Below are 22,004 nucleotides of genomic sequence, written 5' to 3'. Positions count from 1 at the left end.
AACATGGGAAGCAATTTCTGTACCACTTTGGTGCAAAATCTTAAGCTGCTGATTTTAATACGGTTTCATGTTGGTGCATCGGCGGGCGTGCGCCGCCGATGCACCAAATTGAGGCGCTAAATTGGTGCACCCGGCGGAGCCGTTGGCGCGGGCCGCAATTTGACGGTGCGCGGATCGGACAAGTAGGCGGATATGTGCTCGGCCGCTTGCCTACGGCTGTCGGCGGTCACGCCCTTACCCGGGTTCTTTTGCAACCATTGCGCCAGTTCGCGCACGGACTGGCGCACCTCGGCCGCCACTTGCGGATGCAGCTGACCGCCGTCCAGCAGCCGCAGCAGACTGTCGGCCACCACCCAGTTGGACGCCAGTTGCACCGCCTCGCCTCCGATCACCGAGGATGGCACGGCGTCGCGCTTCCAGGTTTTTTGCAATGTCTGCGCCAACACCTCCTGCACGCCCGGCTGCTTGCTGTCGCGCGCGTGCTGCCACGCCACGCGGTTGATGCGGCCCGCATCCAGCAGGAAGCTGGCGGCATGGCCGGCGGCCGCTTCGGCGATGGAGAAGGCGTCGAACACGGAGTCCATGCGGGTGGCGAAGTATTCGCGGTTGCGCTCATGGCCGGCCGCCGGTGGCGTCAGGATATCCAGCACGTTGGCCGGCAGCGCAAGGTATTCCGCGCGCAGACTGTCGGTCAGGCGGTTGAGGGCTTGGCGCTGCACCTCCGGTGGTGTGGCCTTGACACCAGCCCTGGCAATGCCTGCCTTGACGTCGCCGGCGCTGGTGTAATCGAAGTCGCCGCCGCCGATCAGGCGCGCTACCGCCTCGCCCTGATAGCGTTGCAGCAGGTAGACCGGCACCAGGCGTGCTTCCAGTTCGCCGATCTGCCGGGCGTCCGGCAGCACATCCGGGGAGAAGGTTTGCAGGGCGCGCTGACGTACGGCACCCAACTGGTCCCAGGTCTTGAGCGTGTCCGGACCGAAGTCCCACAGCAGGCCGTCCGGATGGCTGGCGCCCGGCGTACGATCGTCCTGATCGCTGGAGTACAGCATGCCGGCGGCGCCTGCCTCCGCTCGCAACCTGGCCAGCGCCGCCTGTTCCTGCGCGCCGCCGCCGAAATCGCCGTAGATGTACTTGACGATGTAGTCGTCCCACGGGCCGACGCCCACGCCGTAGGCGTTGGAGATGTCCACCTCGCCCTGCGCGTTCAGCTTGAGGATGGGATGCGGGTAGTCCATCACCGAGCCATTGCCCATGCGGCTGGCGGCGAAGTTATGTGCGAAGCCCAGTGTGTGGCCGACTTCGTGCGCGGCCAGTTGACGCAGGCGGGCCAGCGCCATTTGCTCCGCCAGCTTCTGCTTGTCGGAGCCACTGCTTTTGCCATATGGCGCCAGCAGCGCTTCGGCAATCAGAATGTCCTGCCGCACGCGCTGCGATCCCAGTGTGACGGCGCCGCGCAGGATTTGCCCGGTGCGCGGATCGGTCAGCGCGTTGCCGTAGGACCAGCCGCGCGTGGCGCGGTGTACCCAGGTGATGACGTTGTAGCGGATGTCCAGCGCATCCACACCTTCCGGCAGCAGTTCGACGCGGTAGGCGTCCTTGAAACCGGCTTTTTCGAAGGCCTTGGCCCACCAGGATGCGCCTTCGATCAGCGCCGAGCGTACCGGCTCTGGCGCGCCACGGTCGACGTAGTAGACGATCGGTTTCTTCACGGTGCTGACGGCGGCCGAGGGATCGGTCTTTTCCAGCTTGTGGCGCACTTGCCAGTGCACGTCGATACTGCTGGAAAGCGGCGTGGCGAAGTCGAAGTAGCTGGCGTCGAAGCCGCCGGAGTATGGATGATAGGCGCGCGGACGCCATGCATCGGCGGCCGGCAGACGCACCATGCTGATACGCTGGCGCATCGACAGGCTGGCCGGGTCGGCGCCGACCTGCTTGACGAATTCCGCCTGGCCCGGGCCGGCGAAGGTGAGCAAGGCTTCCAGCTCCACATTGTCCGGGAAGGCTTTGGCCTCGGCAGCCAGCACGGCGCTGCGGGCGGGATCGATGGCGTATGCGCCCTGCTTCGTGCCCGCAAGCCGCGCGGCGATACCGTGGCGATCGGCCAGCAGGAAGCCGGAGAAGTCGACCAGGTGGCGGTCCTTGTCGCTGGCGAGAATGTCGCCCGACCACAGCACAGAGTTGGAGAAGGACTCGCGCACGGCGGCGCGTTCATCGCGGTCGGCGGAGTTGGCGACGTAGTTGGTGTTTTCCTGTACCAAGAACAATCTGGCGCCGTGTTTTTCAAAATGGACCATGCGCATCTCGCCGGGCTGGGCGCGGTCGAGGCCAACATCGTTCGAGCCCAGGGCGTACGGCAGGGAGCTGACCAGCAGGAAGGGCTGCTCCAGCGTGGCCACCGACAGCAGCACCCTGCCCTTGCCGGTATCGCGCCAGACGTCGATGAAGCCGGGCTGCGATTGCAGGTTGCGCGTGACGTCGGCGATGGACTTCGCCGGCGTCGCGTCAGCGGCCGGTGCGGCGCTCGCGGCCGGCGACAGCGGCAGCGCGGTGGCCAGCAGCGCTAGCAGCAGCGGGGTTGCGGCGGCGGCCCGCATCATTGCTGGCCCGCCGCCTGGGTGGCGCTGCCGCCATCCATGTGCAGCGCGCGGGTCAGGAAGCCCCAGCGATCGGCCACTTCTTCGATCTGTTTATTGGTCGGTTTGCCCGCACCGTGGCCGGCCTTGCTGTCGATGCGGATCAGGATAGGCGCGCCGCCCGGCGCCTGGTCGGCCTGCGCGGTGGCGGCGAACTTGAAGCTGTGGGCCGGCACCACGCGGTCGTCATGGTCGGCGGTGGTGATCATGGTGGCCGGGTAGCAGGTGCCCTTCTTCAGATTGTGCAGCGGCGAATACTTGACCAGCGCCTTGAATTCGTCGGCGTTATCGGACGAGCCGTAGTCCGAGGTCCACGCCCAGCCGATGGTGAACTCATGGAAGCGCAGCATGTCCATTACGCCCACTTGCGGAATCGCCGCCGCGAACAAGTCCGGACGCTGGGTCATGGCCGCGCCAACCAGCAGGCCGCCGTTGCTGCCGCCGCCGATCGACAGTTTGGATGGTGAAGTCACCTTGTGCGCCACCAGCCACTCCGCCGCGCCGATGAAGTCGTCGAACACGTTCTGCTTTTGCAGCTTAGTGCCCGCCGCGTGCCACGATTCGCCGTACTCGCCGCCCCCGCGCAGGTTGGCCATCACGTACACGCCGCCCATTTCCAGCCACGCCAGATTGGCCACCGAGAAGGTCGGCGTCAGCGAGACATTGAAACCGCCGTAGCCATACAGGTAGGTCGGATTGCTGCCGTTCAGCTTCAAGCCTTTTTTCGACACGATGAACATGGGCACCTTGGTACCGTCGCGCGAGGTGAAGAATTCCTGGCGAGTCTCAAACGCGTTCGGATCGAAGTCCACTTTCGGCTGGCGGTACACGCTGCTCTTGTTCGATTTCAGGTCGTAGCGGTAGATGGTGGTTGGATTGGTAAAACCGGTAAAGGAATAGAACGTCTCGCTGTCCGCGCGCTTGCCGCTGAAGCCACCGGCGGTGCCAAGCCCAGGCAGTTCGATATCGTGCAGCGCCTTGCCTTTCAGGTCGTAGACCTTGACCAGGCTATGCGCATCGCTCAGGTAATCGACGATCAGCTGATTGTTGACCAGCGACGCCGACACCATGGTGTTGCTGCTCTCCGGGACGATCTGCTTCCAGTTCAGCACACCAGGCTTGCGGGTGTCGATGCTGACGATGCGGCCGCGCGGCGCATTGCGCTCGGTGCGGAACAGGAACACCGGGCCGTCGTTGCCGATGAAGTCATAGGCCGCGTCGAAGTCTTCCAGCAGGCCGACCACTTTCGAATCCTTCTTGCTCAAGTCCTTGTAGAACACGCGGTTCTTGTTCTCCGTACCTTGCGTGGCGTTGATGATCAGGAAGCGGCCATCCTCCGTGACCTGGGCGCCGAAGCCCCAGTCCTTGTGGTCCGGACGGTCATACACCAGCACATCCGCGCTTTGCGGCGTGCCCAGTTTGTGGAAGTACAGCTTCTGGAAGTAGTTCACGTCCGCCAGCTTGGTGGCTTCCCGCGGCTCGTCGTAGCGGCTGTAGAAGAAGCCGGAACCGTCTTGCAGCCATGCGGTGTTGGAGAACTTGACCCACTTGATGTGGTCCTCGATATCTTTGCCGGTGTCGATGTCGCGCACCTTGATCTCGTTCCAATCCGAGCCCGAGGCGGCGGTGCTGTAAGCGAGGTACTTGCCATTCGGGCTGACCGCCAGGCCGGCCAGCGCCACCGTGCCGTCAGCAGCCAGCGTGTTCGGATCGAGCAGCAGGCGCGGCACGTCGGCCAGCGACTTCATGGTGTACAGCACCGACTGATTTTGCAGGCCGTCGTTACGGCTGTAGAAATAGCGGCCGCCTTCTTTGAACGGCACGCTGAAACGTTCGAAGTTCCACAGCTTGGTCAGGCGCGCCTTGATCGCCTCGCGGCCCGGGATTTGCGCCAGGTAGCTTTGCGTGAGCTGGTTCTGCGCCACCACCCAGTCCTTGGTCTCGGCGCTGTTGGCGTCTTCCAGCCAGCGGTACGGATCGGCGATGACGGTGCCGTGGTAATTGTCCTGCTGATCCACAGTGCGCGACACCGGGTAAGTCAGCGCGGCGCCGGGCGCCGGGCAATTTTGCGCCAGCGTGGATTGGGCGATCAGGAGGGAAGCCAGGAGTGCTCGTCGTTGCATGTGTGATCCGTATCCATGTAGGGTTCATCAAGAACACAGATCATAACGTGAAGCATAGCAAATATGACACGTTAGCTGAAAAACAAAGGCGATTTTTATTTGGCGTAACTGACGTCCACCGCCACCGTCTCAGGCTGCGGCGCGGCCAGCGCGATCGGCGCCTGCCATTTTTCCAGCCACGGTATCAATTGGTCGCCGGGAATCGGGCGACTCATGAAGTAGCCCTGGCCCTGGTCGCAACCCAATTCCGCCAGCAAGCGCCATACGGCCTCGCTCTCGATGCCCTCGGCCACCACGCGCAAGCCCATATTGTGGCCCAGGTCGATGGTGGAGCGCACGATCTTGGTGTCGCCTTCATCCTTTTCCATATTCAGCACGAAGGACTTGTCGATCTTCAGCTCATTCACCGGCAGGCGCTTGAGATAGGCCAGCGAGGAATAGCCGGTGCCGAAATCGTCGATCGACAGGTCCAGGCCCATGGCGCTCAGACGCTCCAGCGTGTTCTGCGCGCGCACCGGATCGTCCATGATGGCGCTCTCGGTGATCTCCAGGCAGAAGGAGCCGGGAGTCAGCTTGTGGCGCGCCAGCAGATCGGCAAACTTGGCCGGCAAATCCTGATCCAGCAGGTCGCGCGTGGACAGGTTGACCGACACCTTCAGATGATGGCCCTTGCCGGCCAGCTCGCGGCACAACTCGGCCGACTTCTCCATCACCCAGCGCGTCAGCACGCGGATAAAGCCGGTCTGCTCGGCGAACGGTATGAACTCGTCGGGGAACACATTGCCGCGCTCCGGATGCACCCAGCGCACCAGCGACTCCATGCCGACCACGCGCCCCGTTTGCAGCGAAATCTTGGGTTGCACATGCAGGCGGAACTCGTTGCGCTCGATGGCGCCGCGCAACTCCGTCAGCAGCGACAGGCTCTTGGCGCTGCCCTTGTCCATGGCCGCATCGTAGACCACGGCGCCGTCGTTGCGCTGCTTGGCGGTGTACATCGCCACTTCGGCCATGCTCAGCAAGGTCTCGCCATCGTCGGCATGTTCCGGATAGCCGGCGATGCCCAGGCCCGCGCCAATGTCGACCGTCTGGTCTTCCAGCGACAGCGGGGTTTCCAGCGCCTGCAAGATCTCGGCCGCCATCAGCTGGGCGGCGTCGATGTCCGTGGCCGGCAGCAAAACGGCAAACTCGTCCCCGCCGAGGCGCGCCACCTGCGCCGAGGACTGGCGGCGATTGGCCAGCAGCAGCTGCAAGCGGCCCGCCACCTGGCGCAGCAAGGCATCGCCGAAGCTGTGGCCCATGACGTCGTTGACGTGCTTGAAGCGATCCAGGTCCATCATCAGCACGAACAGGGCTTCCTCGCGGCGGCGGGCGTCCAGCAGCGCATCGTTCAGCAGCAGCACGAATTGCGCGCGGTTCGGCAGGTTGGTCAGCGTGTCCCAATACGCCAGCCGGCGGATCTCCTGCTCGCGCTTGGCGATCCCTTCACGCATGGCGTCGAAGGCGTGCGCCAGCTGGCCGATTTCATCTTCGCGCGTGCTGTCGATGGTGACCTTGTAGTCGCCCTCCTCCAGCCGCTTGGCGGTCACCGCCAGTTGGCTGATCGGCTGGGCGATGCGCTTGGCGGTGAACACGATGGCCAGCGCGGAAGCGAAGATACCGCCCAGCGTCAGGCCGATCAGCCAGCGCTCAAGGCGGCGGTAGTCTTCGGTGGCTTCGTCGATCGAGCGCGCCAGCAGCACGCTGGCGCTCTGGCCATTGTCCTCGCCGATGGAGATCAGGCGCGCGCTGTACCTGGCGGCTTCCACCGTCATGTCGAACGGGCTGACAGGCGTGGCCGGCAAGGCTTGCAACTGGTCGACCACCGCCTGCGCCGACGGCCCGACAAAGGTGGAGCCGACCGGCAGCCACTTGCCTTGCGCGTCGCGCGTCATGATCGAGGTATGCAGCGAGCTGACTTCGCGCATTTCATTGGCCAGCTGGCGGTCGATGGGAAAAGTCATGACAATCCAGCCGATGGTGATCGGCGCCTTGACCGGCATGGCGACGATCTGGAACGGCCGGTGGTCGACGATGGCGATGCCGATGGCGCCGTCGGCCGCTTCGGCCGCATCCAGCATCGACAGCGCCATCTGTTCAAGGCCGGCCGACTGCTTGGGATTGGTGGTGGCGCTGATCTTGCGGTCGTCGCCGATCAGCATCGACAGCGAGGCCTTGATGCGCCGGCCGCTGTTGGCCAGCGCCGATTCGATGGTGGCGCGGTCGCTTTCATCGTTGTTGCCGATGGCTGCCACAAAAGCGGTGTCGCGCGCCAGCAAGCGCGCCCCGAAGCGCAGGCTTTGCGCATTCTGCTCCAGCAGGCGGCGGAACACCTTGGCGCCGTTGGTCAGTTCCGAACTGATGGCGGCGCGCGCGTTGCTGTCGATGCCTTGCTGGATGACGAACAGGCCGATCACCTGCACCGCCACGATCAGGACCAGGAACAGCGTGACGATGCGGCTTTCGAGGCTGCGAAAGCGCACATTCAGCTTGAACCGGTCAAAGAGAGGCATCGTCCACCACCACTGGCTTCATCGGCAACTTGAAAATGGCGGTAGTCAGTTCGCTGCCCGCCTTCACTGTCAGCGTCTGTTCCGGCGTGGCGCCGCCTAGCGTGTTGTAGTGCCACGCCTTGACCACGTACTTGCCGGCGGCCGGCAACTCGATGCGCGCCGCGCCCGATCCATCGGTCTTGGCGAAATACGGGGTGTCGACCACTTTGACGTAGGCGATCATTTTGTCATGAATATTGCAACCGAGGACAACCGTACCGGCCTTATCGAACACCTGCGGCGACGCCGCCTGGCCGGAATACAGCTTCTGGTCGAATTTATGGGCCGGCGAAAACGAGTAAATATGGTGCCGGACCTTGTCATTATTCGGGAAATTGATGGTGCTGCCGACCTGCACCACGGTCACCAGCGGCATGAATTTCAAGCCTTTCTGCTCGATCTGGGCGGCGGGCGGGGACTTGGCGGCGGGCGCCCCGCCCTCCGGCTCGACGTAGACCACGGTATCGGGCAGCACCTTGCCGGTGGCATCCTGCACTTGCACCGCAATCCCGGTGGCGCCGGCGCCGGCGGCGCTCAGCAGGCTAAGGTGGAAAACGACATGGCGGGTCACACTGTGCATAAACTTCCTGTCCGGAACAAAACAATTCCATAATTCATCATGTGGTCATAATTGTCCACTAAGATCGTACAGTTAAACCGATATTTGGCAAACGACCGATCGTGAATTCAGCACTCCAAGCCGCCACCGGCGCCACAATCACCTATCTGAAACCCCGCGAGGATGACGAGGAGGCGGTGTTGCGTGCACATTTATACGACATCCTGGCGCGTCGCCAGCTGAGCGCGCTGTTTCAACCGATTGTACACATGCAGAGCGGCGAAATCATCGCCTACGAGGGCCTGATACGCGGCCCGTCCGACAGCCCGCTGCATGCGCCGATGAACCTGTTCAAGGCGGCGCGCGCCAACGGTCTGACGGTGGAAGTCGAACACCTGTGCCGCAAGGTGGTGCTGGAGCGCTTCGCCGAGCTCGGTTTGCCAGGCAAGCTGTTCCTCAACGTCAGCCCGGAATGCCTGTTGCAGCGCGACGCGCGCCACGGCGAAACGCTGGAGGTGATCCACCAGATCGGCATCAATCCCGAACGCGTGATCATCGAGCTGACCGAAAACCAGCCGACCTACGACTACGACCTGATGCGCGACGCGGTGCTGCATTACCGCAAAATGGGGTTCCAGATCGCCATCGACGACCTGGGCGAGGGGTTTTCCAGCCTGCGCCTGTGGTCGGAATTGCGGCCGGAGTATGTCAAGATCGACATGCACTTCATCCAGGGCATCAATCACGACCCGGTCAAGCTGCAATTCGTGCGCTCGATCCAGGAGATCGCCGAAAAATCCAACACCCGCGTGATCGCCGAAGGCATCGAAACCCAGGCCGAGCTGCTGGTGCTGCGCGACGTCGGCGTGGCTTACGGCCAGGGCTACCATCTGGGCCGGCCGCATCCGACGCCGGCGCGGGCGGCGCCGGCCGAGGTGGTCAAGGCGTTGTCGCGCAACGGCGTGGCGGTCTATCCGCAGCGCGGCGCCGACAAGCAAGCCACTGTGCTCAAGCTGCTGAACCAGGTGCAGGCGGTATCGACCAGCATGAACAACAACGAGGTGTACGAGATTTTCCAGCGCGCGCCGGACTTGCTGATCATCCCGGTGGTGGACGACGGCATGCCGCAGGGCCTGATCAGCCGCTTCGTCATGATCGAGCACTTCGCGCGGCCCTATGAGCGCGAGCTGTACGGCAAAAAGTCCTGCCGCCAGTTCATGGACCAGAAGCCACTGATCGCCGACAAGTCGACCAGCTTGCAGGAACTGAGCTTCCGCATGGCGCAGGCCGACGCCCACCACCTGTTCAACGGCTTCATCATCACCGACCAGGGCCGCTACCTCGGCATGGGCACCGGCCACGACCTGATGCGCGAGATCACGCAGATGCAGATCCACGCCGCGCGCTATGCCAACCCGCTGACCCAGTTGCCGGGCAATGTGCCGATCACCGAGCACATCGACCGCCTGCTGGAAAGCGGCAGCCGCTTCTGGGTCTGCTACTTCGACCTCGACCATTTCAAGCCGTTCAACGACGTGTACGGCTACCGGCGCGGCGACGACGTGATCCAGCTGACCGGCAACCTGCTCACCAGCCACTGCGACCCGGACCGCGATTTCGTCGGCCACATCGGCGGCGACGACTTCATGGTGCTGTTCCAGAGCGAGGACTGGGAGCAGCGCTGCCAGACGGTGATGGAGGAATTCGGCCGCAACGTGCTGGATTTCTACAGCACCGAGGACCGCGAGCGCGGCGGCTACATCAGCGAAGACCGCCAGGGCAAGAAAGTGTTTTACTCGCTGATGAGCGTGTCGATCGGGGCGATCCGGGTCGAGCCGCACCAGTATTACACCCACCACCAGATCGCCACGGCGGCGGCGGAATCGAAGAAGCAGGCCAAGAAAACCTTTGGCAACAGCCTGTTCCTGGACCGCCGTCAGGCCTGATCAATCCAGCGCGCGGGCGCGCGCCGGCTGCGCTTCCGGATGGGCGCGCAGCCACCGGCGCGCCGCCTCCTTGGCGGCCCTGACCGATTGCGGCGTCATCACCAGCGTCATGCGGCGGCGGTTGCTGATGGCGGCGATGTCGCCCGCCTGCGCCGACAGGGTCAGCCACATGAACGATTTCTGCGCATCGCGCGCCACCCCGCGCCCGGCGCTGTACATGCCGCCAAGATTGAACTGGGCCAGCGCGTGGCCCTGCTCGGCGGCCTTGGCGTACCAGTCCACCGCCTGGATATCGTCGCGTTCGACGCCCAGACCGTTGGCGTACATCACGCCCAGATTGTTCTGGGCCGGCGCATCGCCCTGCTCGGCCGCGCTGCGGTACCACAGCGCCGCCAATGTGTCGTCGCGCATCACGCCATGGCCGTTGGCGTACATCACCGCCAGATTGAACTGGGCGCTGGCCGCGCCCTGCTCGGCCGCCAGCCGGTACCACTCCAGCGCCCGGCGGTCGTCGCGGTCGACGCCGCGGCCGATGGCGTACATGCCGCCGAGGTTGTACTGCGCCAGCGCGTGGCCGGCCTCGGCGGCGCGCTGGTACCACACCAGCGCCAGATCGTGGTCGCGCTGCACGCCCTTGCCGAGCGATAGCATCAGCGCCAGATTGAACTGGGCATCCGCATCGTCCTGCTCGGCGGCGCGCATGGTCCACAACAGGGCGCGCGGCGGATCGCACGGCACGCCCAGCCCTTCGGCATAGGCCACGCCAACCAGCCGCTGGGCCGCCGCCACGTCCTGCATGGCCGACTGGCGGAACCACGCGGCGGCCTGTGTCTCGTTGCGCGCCACGCCGCAGCCGTGCTTGTACATCAGGCCGAGGCGCAACTGGGCGTGCGGATCGTTTTGCAGCGCCGCCTTGCGGTACCAGGCCAGCGCCAGCGGATAATTGCGCGGCACGCCGCGTCCTTCGGCATGGCATTCGCCGGTCAGCGTCTGGGCGCTGGCCAGTCCCTGCTCGGCGGCGCGGCAAAACCAGGCAAACGCCAGCTCGTCGCAACGCGGGATGCCACGCCCCTTGCGGTACATCTGACCGAGGTTTTGCTGGGCCGACGCTTCGCCCTGCCGCGCCGCGAGGCGGAACCAGTGGACCGCCAGATCGTCGTCCGGCCCGGTGCCGCGGCCGTAGTAGTACATGGCGCCCAGCTGGTTCTGGGCGTAGGCCAGCCCCTGCCGCGCCGCCTTGGCCATCCAGTGAAAGGCTTGCGCTTCGTCGCGCGCGATGCCGTCGCCGCTCTTGAACATGCGGCCGAGATTGAACTGGGCGTAGGCGTTGCCGCGCTGGGCGGCGTCAAGGAACCAGCGGAAATTATCGGATGCCTCCCGGGGCGAGCAGACTTTTTTCACGGCACACCTCTGATCAATTTTTTAACAATGTTGATCGAAGTGTAAAACGCGCTCCCCGCAGGAGTTTGAGCGCGGTCAAACGCGCGCGCCGGCGCGTTTGGTCAGGAATTGTGGCACCTTGGCGGCCGCCAGTTTATTGACCGAGACCAGCAGTTCGTTGTCGACCTCGGCGATGCCATAACTGTTGCGCAGGTGGCGGCCGATGTGGATCAGCACCTGCGCCGCCACTTCGGCATCGGCCTCGGCGCGGTGGGCGGCGCTGCGGAACCGGATGCCGAGCGCGCTCGACAGCTGCCCCAGCTTGTAGCTGCCCAGTTGCGGGAACACGCGGCGCGACAGCTTGAGCGAGCACACCAGCGCGGCGTGGCGCGGCGCCAGCGCCAGCCGGGCCGCTTCCGCGCGCAGGAATTTTTCATCGAAGCTGGCGTTGTGGGCCGACAGCGCATCGCGGCCGATGAAGTCCAGCAGTTGCGGCACCACTTCCTCCACCGGCGGCGCGCTGTCCACCATGGCCTGGGTGATGCCGGTCAGGCCGGTGATGAAGGCCGGGATGCGCACGTCGCAATTGACCAGCGAAACGTAGCGCTCCACCACCTCGCCGCCGACGATGCGCAGCGCCGCCACTTCGGTGATGCGGTCGCCCATGGCGGGCGACAGGCCGGTGGTTTCAAAGTCCAGCATGACGATGGGTTGATCGAGCATGGCCGTCCTTAACCGAATTTGCGCACCGCATCCAGCGCCAGGCCGGCGCCGATGCTGCCAAACAGATCGCCCTCTACCTTGCGGGCGGACGGCACCAGCGCGCCGATGCGCTCGCGCAGCTTGAGCACGCCGCTGGAGCCGCCGGTGAAGAATACCGTGTCGACGTCCTCCGCCTGGATGCCGGCGTCGGCCAGCAGCTGATTGACCGTGCCCTCGACCGACACCACCAGATGGTCGACCGCGCCGTCGAACTGATCGCGTTGCAGTTCCAGCGTCACCGGCGGCGCCAGGCGGTCCAGCTCCAGCTGCACTTGCGCGGCGGACGAGAGGGCGATCTTGCCCTCTTCCGCCTTCATCGCCAGCCAGTGGCCGGCGCGCTCGTCGATCAGGCGTTGCAGGCGGTGCAGTTTTTCCTGCTGGTCCGAATCGCGGATCAGGTCGGACAGCTGGGCCCACATTTTCTTGGTGTAGACCTGGTTGATGGTGTGCCAGGTGGCCAGGTTGAAGAAGTAGCTGGACGGGACTTCGCTGTTGTTGCGCAGGCGGCTGCCGTAACCGAGCAGCGGCATGATGGCGGACAGGCTCAGGTATTTATCGAAGTCGGTGCCGCCGATGTGGACGCCGCCGTTGGCCAGGATATCGTCGCGGCGCTCGGCCTTTTTGGCGCGTTCCGGCGACAGGCGCACCAGCGAAAAGTCGGAGGTACCGCCGCCGATGTCGGCGATCAGCACCAGTTCCTCGCGGTCGATTTGCGACTCGTAATCGAAAGCGGCGGCAATCGGCTCGAACTGGAAGGCGATGTCCCTGAAGCCGACCGAACGCGCCACCTCGGCCAGCGTATCCTGCGCCAGCTGATCGTTTTCCTTGCTGTCGTCGATGAAGTGGACCGGGCGGCCGAACACCGCCGAGCTGAACTCGCGGCCGGCGGCGCGCTCGGCGCGGCGCTTCAGCTCGCCGATGAACTGGGACAACAGCATGCGGAACGGCAGCGCCCGTCCGCCCACTTCGGTCTGGCCGTCGATCAGGCTGGTGCCGAGCAGGCTCTTCATCGAGCGCATCAAACGCCCTTCGTAGCCGGCCAGGTACTCGGTCAGCGCCGCGCGGCCGTAGGTGACTTCATCGTCATCCGCGTTGAAGAACACCACCGAGGGCAAGGTCGTCTTGCCATCCTCCAGTCCCAGCATCACCGGGTGGCCGGGACGCACCCAACCCACGGTGGAATTGGACGTTCCAAAGTCGACGCCGCAAGCGATGGCCATCTTGCCCCTTCCTGTAAATTAAGGGGCGATATGCTATCAGAAAAAGCCGCATCGCAGGGAAAATTGCATCATAGCCACAAGACAGAAGACATTTCTTTCCAGAAATGCGATATTTGTTGCTATCAAGTAAGTTTTTAATTATTCTAGATTACTACACAAGAATGGCCGCCCCGAGAGACGATGACCAAATCCAAGCTGTCAGTTGAGCAATGCGCGACCGAGCTGAAGGCCGTGATCGCCCGCGAGAACCGCCGCGTGACGTCGTATGATGTGGCGCAGGTGGCCGGGGTGTCGCAGTCGGCGGTGTCGCGCTGCTTCAAGCCGGGCGCCAGCGTGTCCAAGGCCACTTATGCGCTGGTGATGCGGGCCGCCGCCCTGCTCGACTACATCCCCAACGCCGCCGCCCGCAGCCTGATCACGCGCCGCTCGAACATGGTGGCGCTGATCATCACCAACCAGGCCAATCTCTACTACCCGGAACTGCTGGCCGAGCTGAGCCAGCAAATCAACGCGCGCGGCAAGCGCGTGCTGCTGTTCACCTTGCAGCGCGAGGCCGATGTCGACTGCGTGCTGGCCGACGTCTGGCAATACCAGGTCGACGGCGTGATTGCCGCCGCCCGCCTGTCCGCGGAACACATCGCCGAATTTGAACGCCGCCGCATGCCGCTGGTGCTGTTCAACCGCATGCTGCGCGACCACTCGGTCAACACCGTCACCTGCGACCACGACGAGGCCGGCCGGCTGCTGGTGTCGCGGCTGGCGGCGGCCGGCCACCGCCAGTTCGGCATCATTGCCGGCGACGCCGACCTGAGCGTGGCCTACGAGCGCCGCCGCGGCGCCTGCGAACGGATCGCCGAGCTGGGCCTGCCGCCGCCCGTGATCGCGCCCGGCCAATATGATTACCGCAGCGGCGCGCTGGGCCTGAAAGCCATCATCGCCCAGCTGGGCAGTGTGCCGGATGCCATCATCTGCGGCAACGATCTGATGGCCATCGGCTGCCTCGATTGCGCCCGGCTGGAACTGGACATCGAAGTGCCGGGTCAGCTGTCGGTGGCCGGTTTCGACGCGGTCGAGCCATCCAGCTGGATCGGCTACAACCTCACCACGCTGCGCCAGCCGTTGCCGAAAATGGCCGCCTCCGCCGCCGACCTGCTGTGCGCCCGCATCGCCCAGCACGATACCGAGATTGAAAAGCGCGTGTTCAGCGCCCAGTTCATCGAAGGCGCCACCGCGCGCCTGACGCCGGCCGGCGCCAGCATCACGGCGCCGGCGCGCAGCGCTACCGGCTTGCCGCTGCCGGTCGCTATAATGTAGCGGATGAACCAGTCCAATCCTCCCCGCTTCACTCCGCAAGGCCTGATCCCGACCGCTGAACAGACCGCCATCCAGCTGGCGCAAAGCAAGGTCGTGCTGATCGACGCCAACGCCGGCGCCGCCAAAACCACCACGCTGGCGCTGCGCATCGGCGAGGCGCTGGCGCGCAAGCTGGCGCCGGAACAGATCCTGGCCCTGACCTTCACGCCGGAAGCGCGCGAGGTGCTGCGCCGGCGCCTGCTGCAAGTGGGCGTGCCGCAAGTGACGATCGACCGCATCGCCGTGCTGAGCTTTGAAGACTTCGCCGCCTGGATGCTGGACCTGACCGACGGCGACAACCTGCGCCAGTGCCGCGACGTGCGCGCGCTGAAGAACTACGCGCTGCAAGCCATCGACCACACGGCCGAGCGCTACGCCGGCCGGGTCGACGGGCTGGAGCTGCACACCCACAGCCTGGCGCTGAGCCAGTTCCTCGACGTGCAGCTGAACCTGAAGGCCACCATGGCGCTGGACGCCGACGTCGAACTCATGGGCATGGAGGAGGCGGCGGAAACGCTGGGCGTGCCGCTGACCGATTACCTGACCACGCTGGAATACGAACGCCTGCGGCTGGACGGCGGCGCCGGCGCCATGTTCCGCGGCCCGTTCGACGCCACCTACGACCTGGCCTGCAATCTGCACGGCGGCGGCCGGCTGGCCGAGCAATTTCCCGACTACCGGCTGGTGCTGTGCGACGAGCTGCACGACTTGAACGAGGCCGCCTTCCGCATCCTCGACGCCCTGATCGACCGGCCGCAGTGCTACTTCGTCGGCGCCGGCGACAAGGACCAGGTGATCTACGCCAGGCTGGGCGCCAGCGATGAATACCTGAACCGCCGCTTCGCCGAACGCTATCCCAAGCTGCAACGCTACCCGCTGACGCAGACCTGGCGTCACGGCCCGCATCTGGCCTACGCCATGGCCGAGTTCAAGCAAAAGCCGGTGGAATCGCAACTGCCGCTGCATACCGAGATCCAGCAAGCCCACTACGGCAACGCGGCCGAATGCGCGCAGCGGGTGGTGGCGGCCGTGCGCCAGTGGAAAGCCGACGGCTACGACCTGGACGGCTGCGCCATCCTGATCCGCGACCGCCACCAGTCAATGGCCATTGAAAACGCCCTGATCGAGGCCGACATCGACTACCGCACGCCGCCCATGGCCGGTTATTTGCAGCGCGATGAGATCCTGTTCCTGCGCGGCCTGCTGGCGATCGCGCTGAAAGACTTCGCCGCCGTCAAATCCGAGCAGGTGCGCACCGCCATCGTCGACGCGCTGGTGGCGTTCAGCGAGATGAAGTTTTCGGCCCACAGCATGGACAACTTCAAGCAGCAAATCCTGAAAAGTCCGGACTTGCTGGGCGAGCTGTTCCTGATCGAGGACGAGCGGCGCGACGGCGTCGTGCCCGGCTACCGCGACGTCGCCAGCGAAGGCACCAAGCGCGCCGTGATCGCCGCGCTGGCCTGGCTGGCCGAAGTGGACAAGGACGCCCCGGCCGCCGCCGTCCTGACCGAGTTGTGCGAACGGGTGCAGCTGGCCGCCACCGCGCGCCGCATCTTCGTGCGCGCCTACGATGCCGGCGTCATCAACAAATCCATCGCCAGCCTGCTGGAAGCGGCGGCCGCCTCCGGCCAGAGCCTGCGCGAATTCTGGAGCGCGGTGAACGCGCGCGAAGCCTTCGTGCGGCGCAAGCGCGACCGCAAGTCGGTGCTGATCGAATGCGTGGCCAACGCCAAGGGCAAGGAATTCGACCATGTCATCTTGCCGTTCCTGCAAGATGACGAATTTCCGCACCCGATGCAGCCAAGGCGCGAGGAAGAAAACCTGTTCTATGTGGCCGCCACCCGCGCCCGCGCCCGCCTGACCTTGCTGTCGCCGGCCGACACCGCCCGGCGCAGCGGCTTCATCGCGCAGATGCGGCTGCTTAAATCTTCGGCAGCGGCCACGACAGCGCTGGCGCGCAACGAACGTGCGCCGGCCGCCGCGCCCGCAGCGCGCCGCTATCTCAACGCCGGCTTCCAGGATAAGGACACAGTCAAGGCGCTGGGGGCGAAATTCGACATCGCCCGCCGTGCCTGGTATGTGGAAAATGATGCCGATTTAACGCCTTTTAGCCCTTGGCTAAAAAAATAATGCATGGCACCAATATTTCCAAGGGAAACCCTTATATAATACCGCTCGCGGCTGGAGGTACAGCCTCACACCCTTGTGTGTCCCTTGTCCCACAAACAAAACCAATTCGGGAGTATTACGATGAAAGCTAAAACCAATCTTCTGCTGGCAGCCTGCACCATCGCTCTGCTGAGCGCCTGCTCGACCCCAGCACCAGCCCCTGCTCCGGCACCGGCCCCAGCACCAGCCCCGGCGCCAGCGCCAGCCCCAGTGGCCGCCCCAGCGCCAGCCCCGGTTGCCGCCCCGCTGCCAGCCTACCTGGACCCAAACAGCTCGATCTACAAAAACCGTAGCGTCTACTTCGACTTCGACAAGTACACCGTCAAGCCAGAATTCGACGCGCTGGTGGCCGATCACGCCAAATTCCTGGCTGCCAACCCGAACGTATCGATCAAAGTCGAAGGCAACACCGACGACCGCGGCGGCGCCGAATACAACCTGGCCCTGGGCCAGAAGCGCGCGCAAGCCCTGATCACCGCCCTGAAAGTACAAGGCGTGAAAGAAGGCCAGATGGAAGCCGTTTCGTACGGTAAAGAGAAAGTCACCGGCACCGACGACGCAGCCCGCGCGCACGACCGTCGCGATGACATCATCTACCCAAGCAAGTAATTTGACGTAGTATCGAACGCCCGGCACCGCCGGGCGTTTTTCATTGCGGCTCTCTCTTTTGAGAGCGGTAAAAAGTTGCTGTAGTAGTTAAGCTGGAAGTTTCCATTCATCCCCAATCAGGCGAAGGAAGTTTCATGAAAAATCTCACTACTGCCGCCGGTGCGCCGGTCGTCGACAACCAGAATATCCAGACCGCTGGTCCGCGCGGCCCCGCGCTGCTGCAAGATGTCTGGCACCTGGAAAAGCTGGCCCACTTCGCGCGCGAAGTCATTCCCGAGCGCCGCATGCACGCCAAGGGTTCCGGCGCCTACGGCACCTTCACCGTCACCCACGACATCACCAGATACACGCGCGCGGCGCTGTTCTCGGAGATCGGCAAAAAGACCGACGTGTTCCTGCGCTTCTCCACCGTGGCCGGCGAGCGTGGCGCGGCCGACGCCGAGCGCGATATCCGCGGCTTCGCCGTCAAGTTCTACACCGAGCAAGGCAACTGGGACATCGTCGGCAATAACACGCCGGTGTTCTTCTTCCGCGATCCTTTGAAGTTCCCGGACCTGAACCACGTGGTCAAGCGCGATCCGAAGACCAATCTGCGCAACCCCGAAAACAACTGGGACTTCTGGACCCTGCTGCCGGAAGCGCTGCACCAGATCACCATCGTCATGAGCGATCGCGGCATCCCGAAGGGCTACCGCCACATGCACGGTTTCGGCAGCCACACCTTCTCGTTCATCAACGCGGCCAATGAACGCTACTGGGTCAAGTTCCACTTCGTGTCGCAGCAAGGGATTGAGAACCTGAGCGACGCCGAAGCGGCGGCCCTGGTCGGCGTCGACCGCGAAAGCTCGCAGCGCGATCTGTTCGACGCCATCGAGCGCAAGGAATTCCCGCGCTGGAAACTGGCGGTGCAGATCATGCCGGAAGCCGATGCCTCCAAAGTGCCGTACCACCCGTTCGACCTGACCAAGGTATGGCCGCACAAGGACTACCCGCTGATCGATGTCGGCATTCTGGAGCTGAACCGCAATCCGGAGAACTACCATGCGGAAGTCGAGCAATCGGCCTTCTCGCCGGCCAACGTGGTACCGGGCGTGGGCTTCTCGCCGGACAAGATGCTGCAATCGCGCCTGTTCTCGTATGGCGACGCCGCGCGCTACCGCCTGGGCGTGAACCATCACCAGATTCCGGTGAACGCGCCAAAGTGCCCGTTCCACAACTACCACCGCGACGGCGCCATGCGCGTCCTGCCGAACGAGGGTGGCAGCACGCCGTATGAGCCGAACAGTCGTGGCGAATGGGTCGAAAGCCCGCAGTTCAAGGAACCGCCGCTGTCGCTGGAAGGCGCGGCCGACCACTGGAACCACCGCGTCGACACCGACTACTACTCGCAGCCTGGCGCCCTGTTCCGGCTTCTGACCGCCGAAAAGAAGCAACTGCTGTTTGAAAACACGGCGCGGGCGATTCACGGCGTATCGAAGCCGGTGCAGGAACGTCACATCTACAACTGCACCCAGGCCGATCCGGCCTACGGCACCGGCGTGGCAGCGGCCATCGCGGCGCTGGAAGGCAAGTAAAACCGGTACAATGAGGCGGCCCTGACTTCGCCGCCCCCTCATTGACCGATGCCCTTCGTTTATCTGCTAGTCGCGCTATTCCTGCCCGCTGCCGCCTGTGCGCAGCAGATCGCATGGCTATGGGATGGCGCGGCGCTTCCAGCATGGTCGCGGCAGGAAGCCGCAGTCCTTCACCGTCACATCCTCCTGAGCGGCGCCACCGCCCTCACCCGGCCTCGCGCCGGCTGGCCGCCCGCGTCGCGCATCACGCCGGTGGTGCATGTGGAAGTCAGCACCGTCAAGCCACCCATCGATATCGAAAGCCGGCGCGCCATGATTGTGCGGGCGATGCATGAAGCGGCGGATGCCAGCACCTCCGGCTGGGTGCAACTGGACATGGAAGCCAAACCTTCGCAGCGCCTGTTCTATCGTTCGCTGGTGCGGCAGTTGCGCGGCGAGCTGCCGCCGCATATCAAGTTGAGCGTCACCGCGCTGGCGTGGTGGTGCCGCTCCCCGGCATGGCTGGACGAACTCGGTGCGGACGAAGTGGTGCCGATGTTCTTCCGCATGGGCAGAGACAGTGCGCACCTGCGCGACATCATCGAACACTCGCCCGCCACGCTGCACGCCAGTTGCCGCAATGCCGCCGGTTTCTCGCCACAGGAGCCGTTTGCAGCGCAGATAGTGGCGCGCTATCGCAAGACATACTGGTTCGACCGCTACGCCTGGAAGCGTGGCACAGACATTGGGAGCATTCCATGATTCGCTGTTATAAAACCGGCGCGTTCGCCGCCGCGCTGCTGACCATCGCCAACGCCGGCGCCAGCGGCGACCTGCCCTACGACCGCTACGCCAGCCGTTATGCGCCCGACATCCCGCTGGAGCGCTATCAAGCGGGTGAGCTGGGCGTCGTGCTGCCGACCTATGCGCGTACTTATCTGTACGCCGCCTGGCGCGGCGTGATGCTGGGTGCGCGCGACCTGAAGGCGTCGCCGGGCATGGAGCATGGCCTGGCCGTGTCCGTGGAAGGTCGCCCCGGCGGCTACGGTGACTGGCGCCAGAACGCGCCGGACGATGTGTATGCGGCCTGGCGCAACGCTGTCAGCGCGGCGCTGAAGCGCGAAGTGCTGCCGACGCGCGAAAAGGACAATGTCGCCAACACCTATCGCAGCTGCCCGGACAGCAGCTACTTCTTTGCCGCACAGACGCTGAATGATCTGTCCAGGCGCAGCGATGCCACCCCGGCGCGCTTGCAGGCTTGGGTCGCCACGCAACGGCAGGTCTTCCGCATCTGCGGCGACGATCCCGAGATGCGCCGTCCGGGCTATGGCCAGCCGAAAGTCGTGGCCTCGCAACCGGCGGCGCTGCCGGCATCGGAGGCACTTTACTGGCGGCAGATGCAGGAATACCAGCTGGCGTCGGCCGCGTTTTATGCGGAGGACTACACCAGTAGCGGCAAACTGTTTGCCCACATAGGCGCCACCGACAAGCACCCGTTGCGCCACTGGGGCAAATATCTGGCCCTGCGCTCGCAAGCACGCGCGGCGACCTACATTCCCCCATCCGTATCGCAGGAAGAGCGCTGGAAACAGCAGCAGGCCATGGCCAGCGAAAGTCCGGAAGCCGCGGCGGCGCGCCAGACGGCGCAACAGCAAAAAGTGGACGCCATCCAGGCCGGCATCGATGACATCCTTGCCGATGCGGCGCTGAAAGATCTGCACGAAGACGCGCGCGCCGTCGGCCGCGCCATGCGCGCCCAGCTGACGCCCAAGCTGCGCTTCGCGGAACTCAGCAAAGCGCTGGACAATCCGCGCATCGATCCTTACGCCGATGACCAACTGGGCGATTGGCGTTTGCTGGCCGATCAGCTGATGCCGGTGGCGGCGCTGCGCAAATCGGCAGGCTTCGTGGACTGGATACAGACCATTCAGCAGTGCCACGGTTACAAGCCGGAAGCCAGCTGCGAACAGGAGCGCGAGCACGCGCTGGAGCAATGGCGCCGCTACGTCAAGGAAGGCAACCAGCCGCAAGCCCGCGTGTGGCTGATGGCCGCCGCCATGCGCGGCGACGCCATGCCGGCGGATCTTGAGCAAGCCAGCTTGCAGGTATCCGCCGATGCGCCGGAATACCTGACCGTGCGCTACGCGCTGGCGCACCACTACCGCGTCGGCAAGCAGGCGGATCAAGCACGCGCGCTGGAAGACGCGATGTTGGCGCAGTTGGGCGCCACCTCATCGCCAAGCGCGCGCAATCTGTTCCGGCAGGAGCGTCTGGCGATGGTGACCTCGCCGGCCGAAGCAGTGCCGTATCTGCTGCGCGCGCCGCTGGAAGGCCGCGATGGCGATACCGGCGAGAAGGCGGATATCAAGCCGCCCGATCTGGAACTGGCGTCGGACGGCCAGCGCTGGCTTAACAGCGGGCTGGCCACGGCCGACCTGTATGCCTTGAGCGCCGACCAGCGTCTGCCGGCCGCGCTGCGCGCGCGCATCGCCATCGCCGCGTGGATGCGGTTTGATTTGCTGGGGCAGGAAGCCGGCGCTGTCGCCGCCGCCAAACGCATCGGGCAAACCGCGCCGGCGCTGGCGGCGGACATGCGCAAGTATCAGGCGCAGACCAGTGAATCGGAGCGGCGTCACGCGATGCTGCTGACCGCCTTGAAATGGCAGCTGACGCCAACACTGAACTGGTACAACGCAACGCTGGGTGAATTCAAACAAACGCCCCCGGACGAGGTCACGGCCAGCATGTGGTGCAAGCTGCCGGCCAAAGCGGGCGTCACCATGATGGAAGACACGGCCATCGAAATGGCGCCGCCCGCCCCTGACACCGGCAACGCCACCGCGCGCGACAAGGAACTGGCGCAACTGGGCCAGTTGAAGACCGCCACCGGTTTTGTCGGCGACCACGTCCTGCGCCGCGCGGCGGCAGTGCCGAAAGATCCGGACCTGCCTTGGCTGTTGTACGTGGTGGTCCAATCCACACGCGGCGGCTGCCTCGACGCCGACGCCAAAGCGCTGTCAAAAAACGCTTTCACCCTGCTCGGCAAGCGCTATGGCAACACCGAATGGTCGCGCAAAACACCGTACTACTATTGAGTTGTATCAGACCC

Annotated in this window: 14 protein-coding genes; 7 read left to right on the top strand and 7 right to left on the bottom strand. The window is 64.6% G+C overall.

Annotation, left to right across the window (positions count from 1 at the left end; genetic code table 11):
• Positions 1-116: 116 nt before the first annotated feature.
• From GM676_RS00760 to GM676_RS00745, 4 genes are all read right to left on the bottom strand, one after another.
• The gene (locus GM676_RS00760; protein ID WP_229262470.1) at positions 117-2,597 is read right to left on the bottom strand and encodes a zinc-dependent metalloprotease; all 2,481 of its coding nucleotides are present in this window, start codon (positions 2,595-2,597) and stop codon (positions 117-119) included.
• The gene (locus GM676_RS00755) at positions 2,594-4,756 is read right to left on the bottom strand and encodes a prolyl oligopeptidase family serine peptidase (RefSeq protein WP_155461472.1); all 2,163 of its coding nucleotides are present in this window, start codon (positions 4,754-4,756) and stop codon (positions 2,594-2,596) included. Before GM676_RS00755 ends, GM676_RS00760 begins: the two co-directional genes overlap by 4 nt.
• A 95-nt stretch (positions 4,757-4,851) precedes the next feature.
• On the bottom strand, positions 4,852-7,305 hold the full coding sequence (locus GM676_RS00750) for a putative bifunctional diguanylate cyclase/phosphodiesterase (protein WP_170304182.1): 2,454 nt from the start codon (positions 7,303-7,305) through the stop codon (positions 4,852-4,854).
• Positions 7,292-7,924 carry a methylamine utilization protein gene (locus GM676_RS00745; protein WP_155461471.1) on the bottom strand — a complete coding sequence of 211 codons (633 nt, stop codon included), beginning with the start codon at positions 7,922-7,924 and terminating at the stop codon, positions 7,292-7,294. The genes GM676_RS00750 and GM676_RS00745 overlap by 14 nt, the downstream gene beginning before the upstream one ends.
• Before the next feature lie 179 nt (positions 7,925-8,103).
• Between GM676_RS00745 and GM676_RS00740 the strand changes: the two genes are divergently transcribed.
• The gene (locus GM676_RS00740) at positions 8,104-9,849 is read left to right on the top strand and encodes a GGDEF domain-containing protein (protein ID WP_155461911.1); all 1,746 of its coding nucleotides are present in this window, start codon (positions 8,104-8,106) and stop codon (positions 9,847-9,849) included.
• On the opposite strand, the gene GM676_RS32900 is transcribed toward GM676_RS00740, so the two are convergent.
• The 3 genes from GM676_RS32900 to GM676_RS00725 all read right to left on the bottom strand — a co-directional run bounded on the left by GM676_RS32900 (position 9,850) and on the right by GM676_RS00725 (position 13,211).
• Positions 9,850-11,250, bottom strand: a complete 1,401-nt coding sequence (locus GM676_RS32900; RefSeq protein WP_371866047.1) for a tetratricopeptide repeat protein — start codon at positions 11,248-11,250, stop codon at positions 9,850-9,852. It abuts the gene before it with no gap.
• A gap of 75 nt (positions 11,251-11,325) precedes the next feature.
• Positions 11,326-11,952 carry a 3'-5' exonuclease gene (locus GM676_RS00730; protein WP_155461470.1) on the bottom strand — a complete coding sequence of 209 codons (627 nt, stop codon included), beginning with the start codon at positions 11,950-11,952 and terminating at the stop codon, positions 11,326-11,328.
• Between the two features lie 8 nt (positions 11,953-11,960).
• The gene (locus GM676_RS00725) at positions 11,961-13,211 is read right to left on the bottom strand and encodes an Hsp70 family protein (protein ID WP_155461469.1); all 1,251 of its coding nucleotides are present in this window, start codon (positions 13,209-13,211) and stop codon (positions 11,961-11,963) included.
• A 180-nt stretch (positions 13,212-13,391) separates the two neighbouring features.
• Here GM676_RS00725 and GM676_RS00720 point away from each other — a divergent pair, with 180 nt between their 5' ends.
• The 6 genes from GM676_RS00720 (at position 13,392) to GM676_RS00695 (ending at position 21,990) form a co-directional block, all read left to right on the top strand.
• A complete protein-coding gene (locus GM676_RS00720; RefSeq protein ID WP_155461468.1) occupies positions 13,392-14,525 on the top strand; it encodes a LacI family DNA-binding transcriptional regulator in 1,134 nt (377 codons plus the stop codon).
• A 3-nt stretch (positions 14,526-14,528) separates the two neighbouring features.
• Complete coding sequence (locus GM676_RS00715; protein ID WP_155461467.1) at positions 14,529-16,694, top strand: ATP-dependent helicase; 2,166 nt, start codon at positions 14,529-14,531, stop codon at positions 16,692-16,694.
• 120 nt (positions 16,695-16,814) lie between these two features.
• Positions 16,815-17,342 carry an OmpA family protein gene (locus GM676_RS00710; RefSeq protein ID WP_155461466.1) on the top strand — a complete coding sequence of 176 codons (528 nt, stop codon included), beginning with the start codon at positions 16,815-16,817 and terminating at the stop codon, positions 17,340-17,342.
• 134 nt (positions 17,343-17,476) lie between these two features.
• A complete protein-coding gene (locus tag GM676_RS00705; RefSeq protein WP_155461465.1) occupies positions 17,477-18,916 on the top strand; it encodes a catalase in 1,440 nt (479 codons plus the stop codon).
• Between the two features lie 48 nt (positions 18,917-18,964).
• Positions 18,965-19,657 (top strand): hypothetical protein, encoded by a 693-nt coding sequence (locus GM676_RS00700; RefSeq protein WP_155461464.1) that lies wholly within the window; start codon positions 18,965-18,967, stop codon positions 19,655-19,657.
• Positions 19,654-21,990 carry a hypothetical protein gene (locus GM676_RS00695; RefSeq protein ID WP_155461463.1) on the top strand — a complete coding sequence of 779 codons (2,337 nt, stop codon included), beginning with the start codon at positions 19,654-19,656 and terminating at the stop codon, positions 21,988-21,990. Before GM676_RS00700 ends, GM676_RS00695 begins: the two co-directional genes overlap by 4 nt.
• The last annotated feature ends 14 nt before the right edge of the window (positions 21,991-22,004 follow it).

Origin of the sequence: Duganella radicis, from assembly GCF_009720825.1 — a bacterium.
GTDB lineage: Bacteria > Pseudomonadota > Gammaproteobacteria > Burkholderiales > Burkholderiaceae_D > Rugamonas > Rugamonas radicis.
This window is presented reverse-complemented; position numbering and strand designations above follow the sequence as displayed.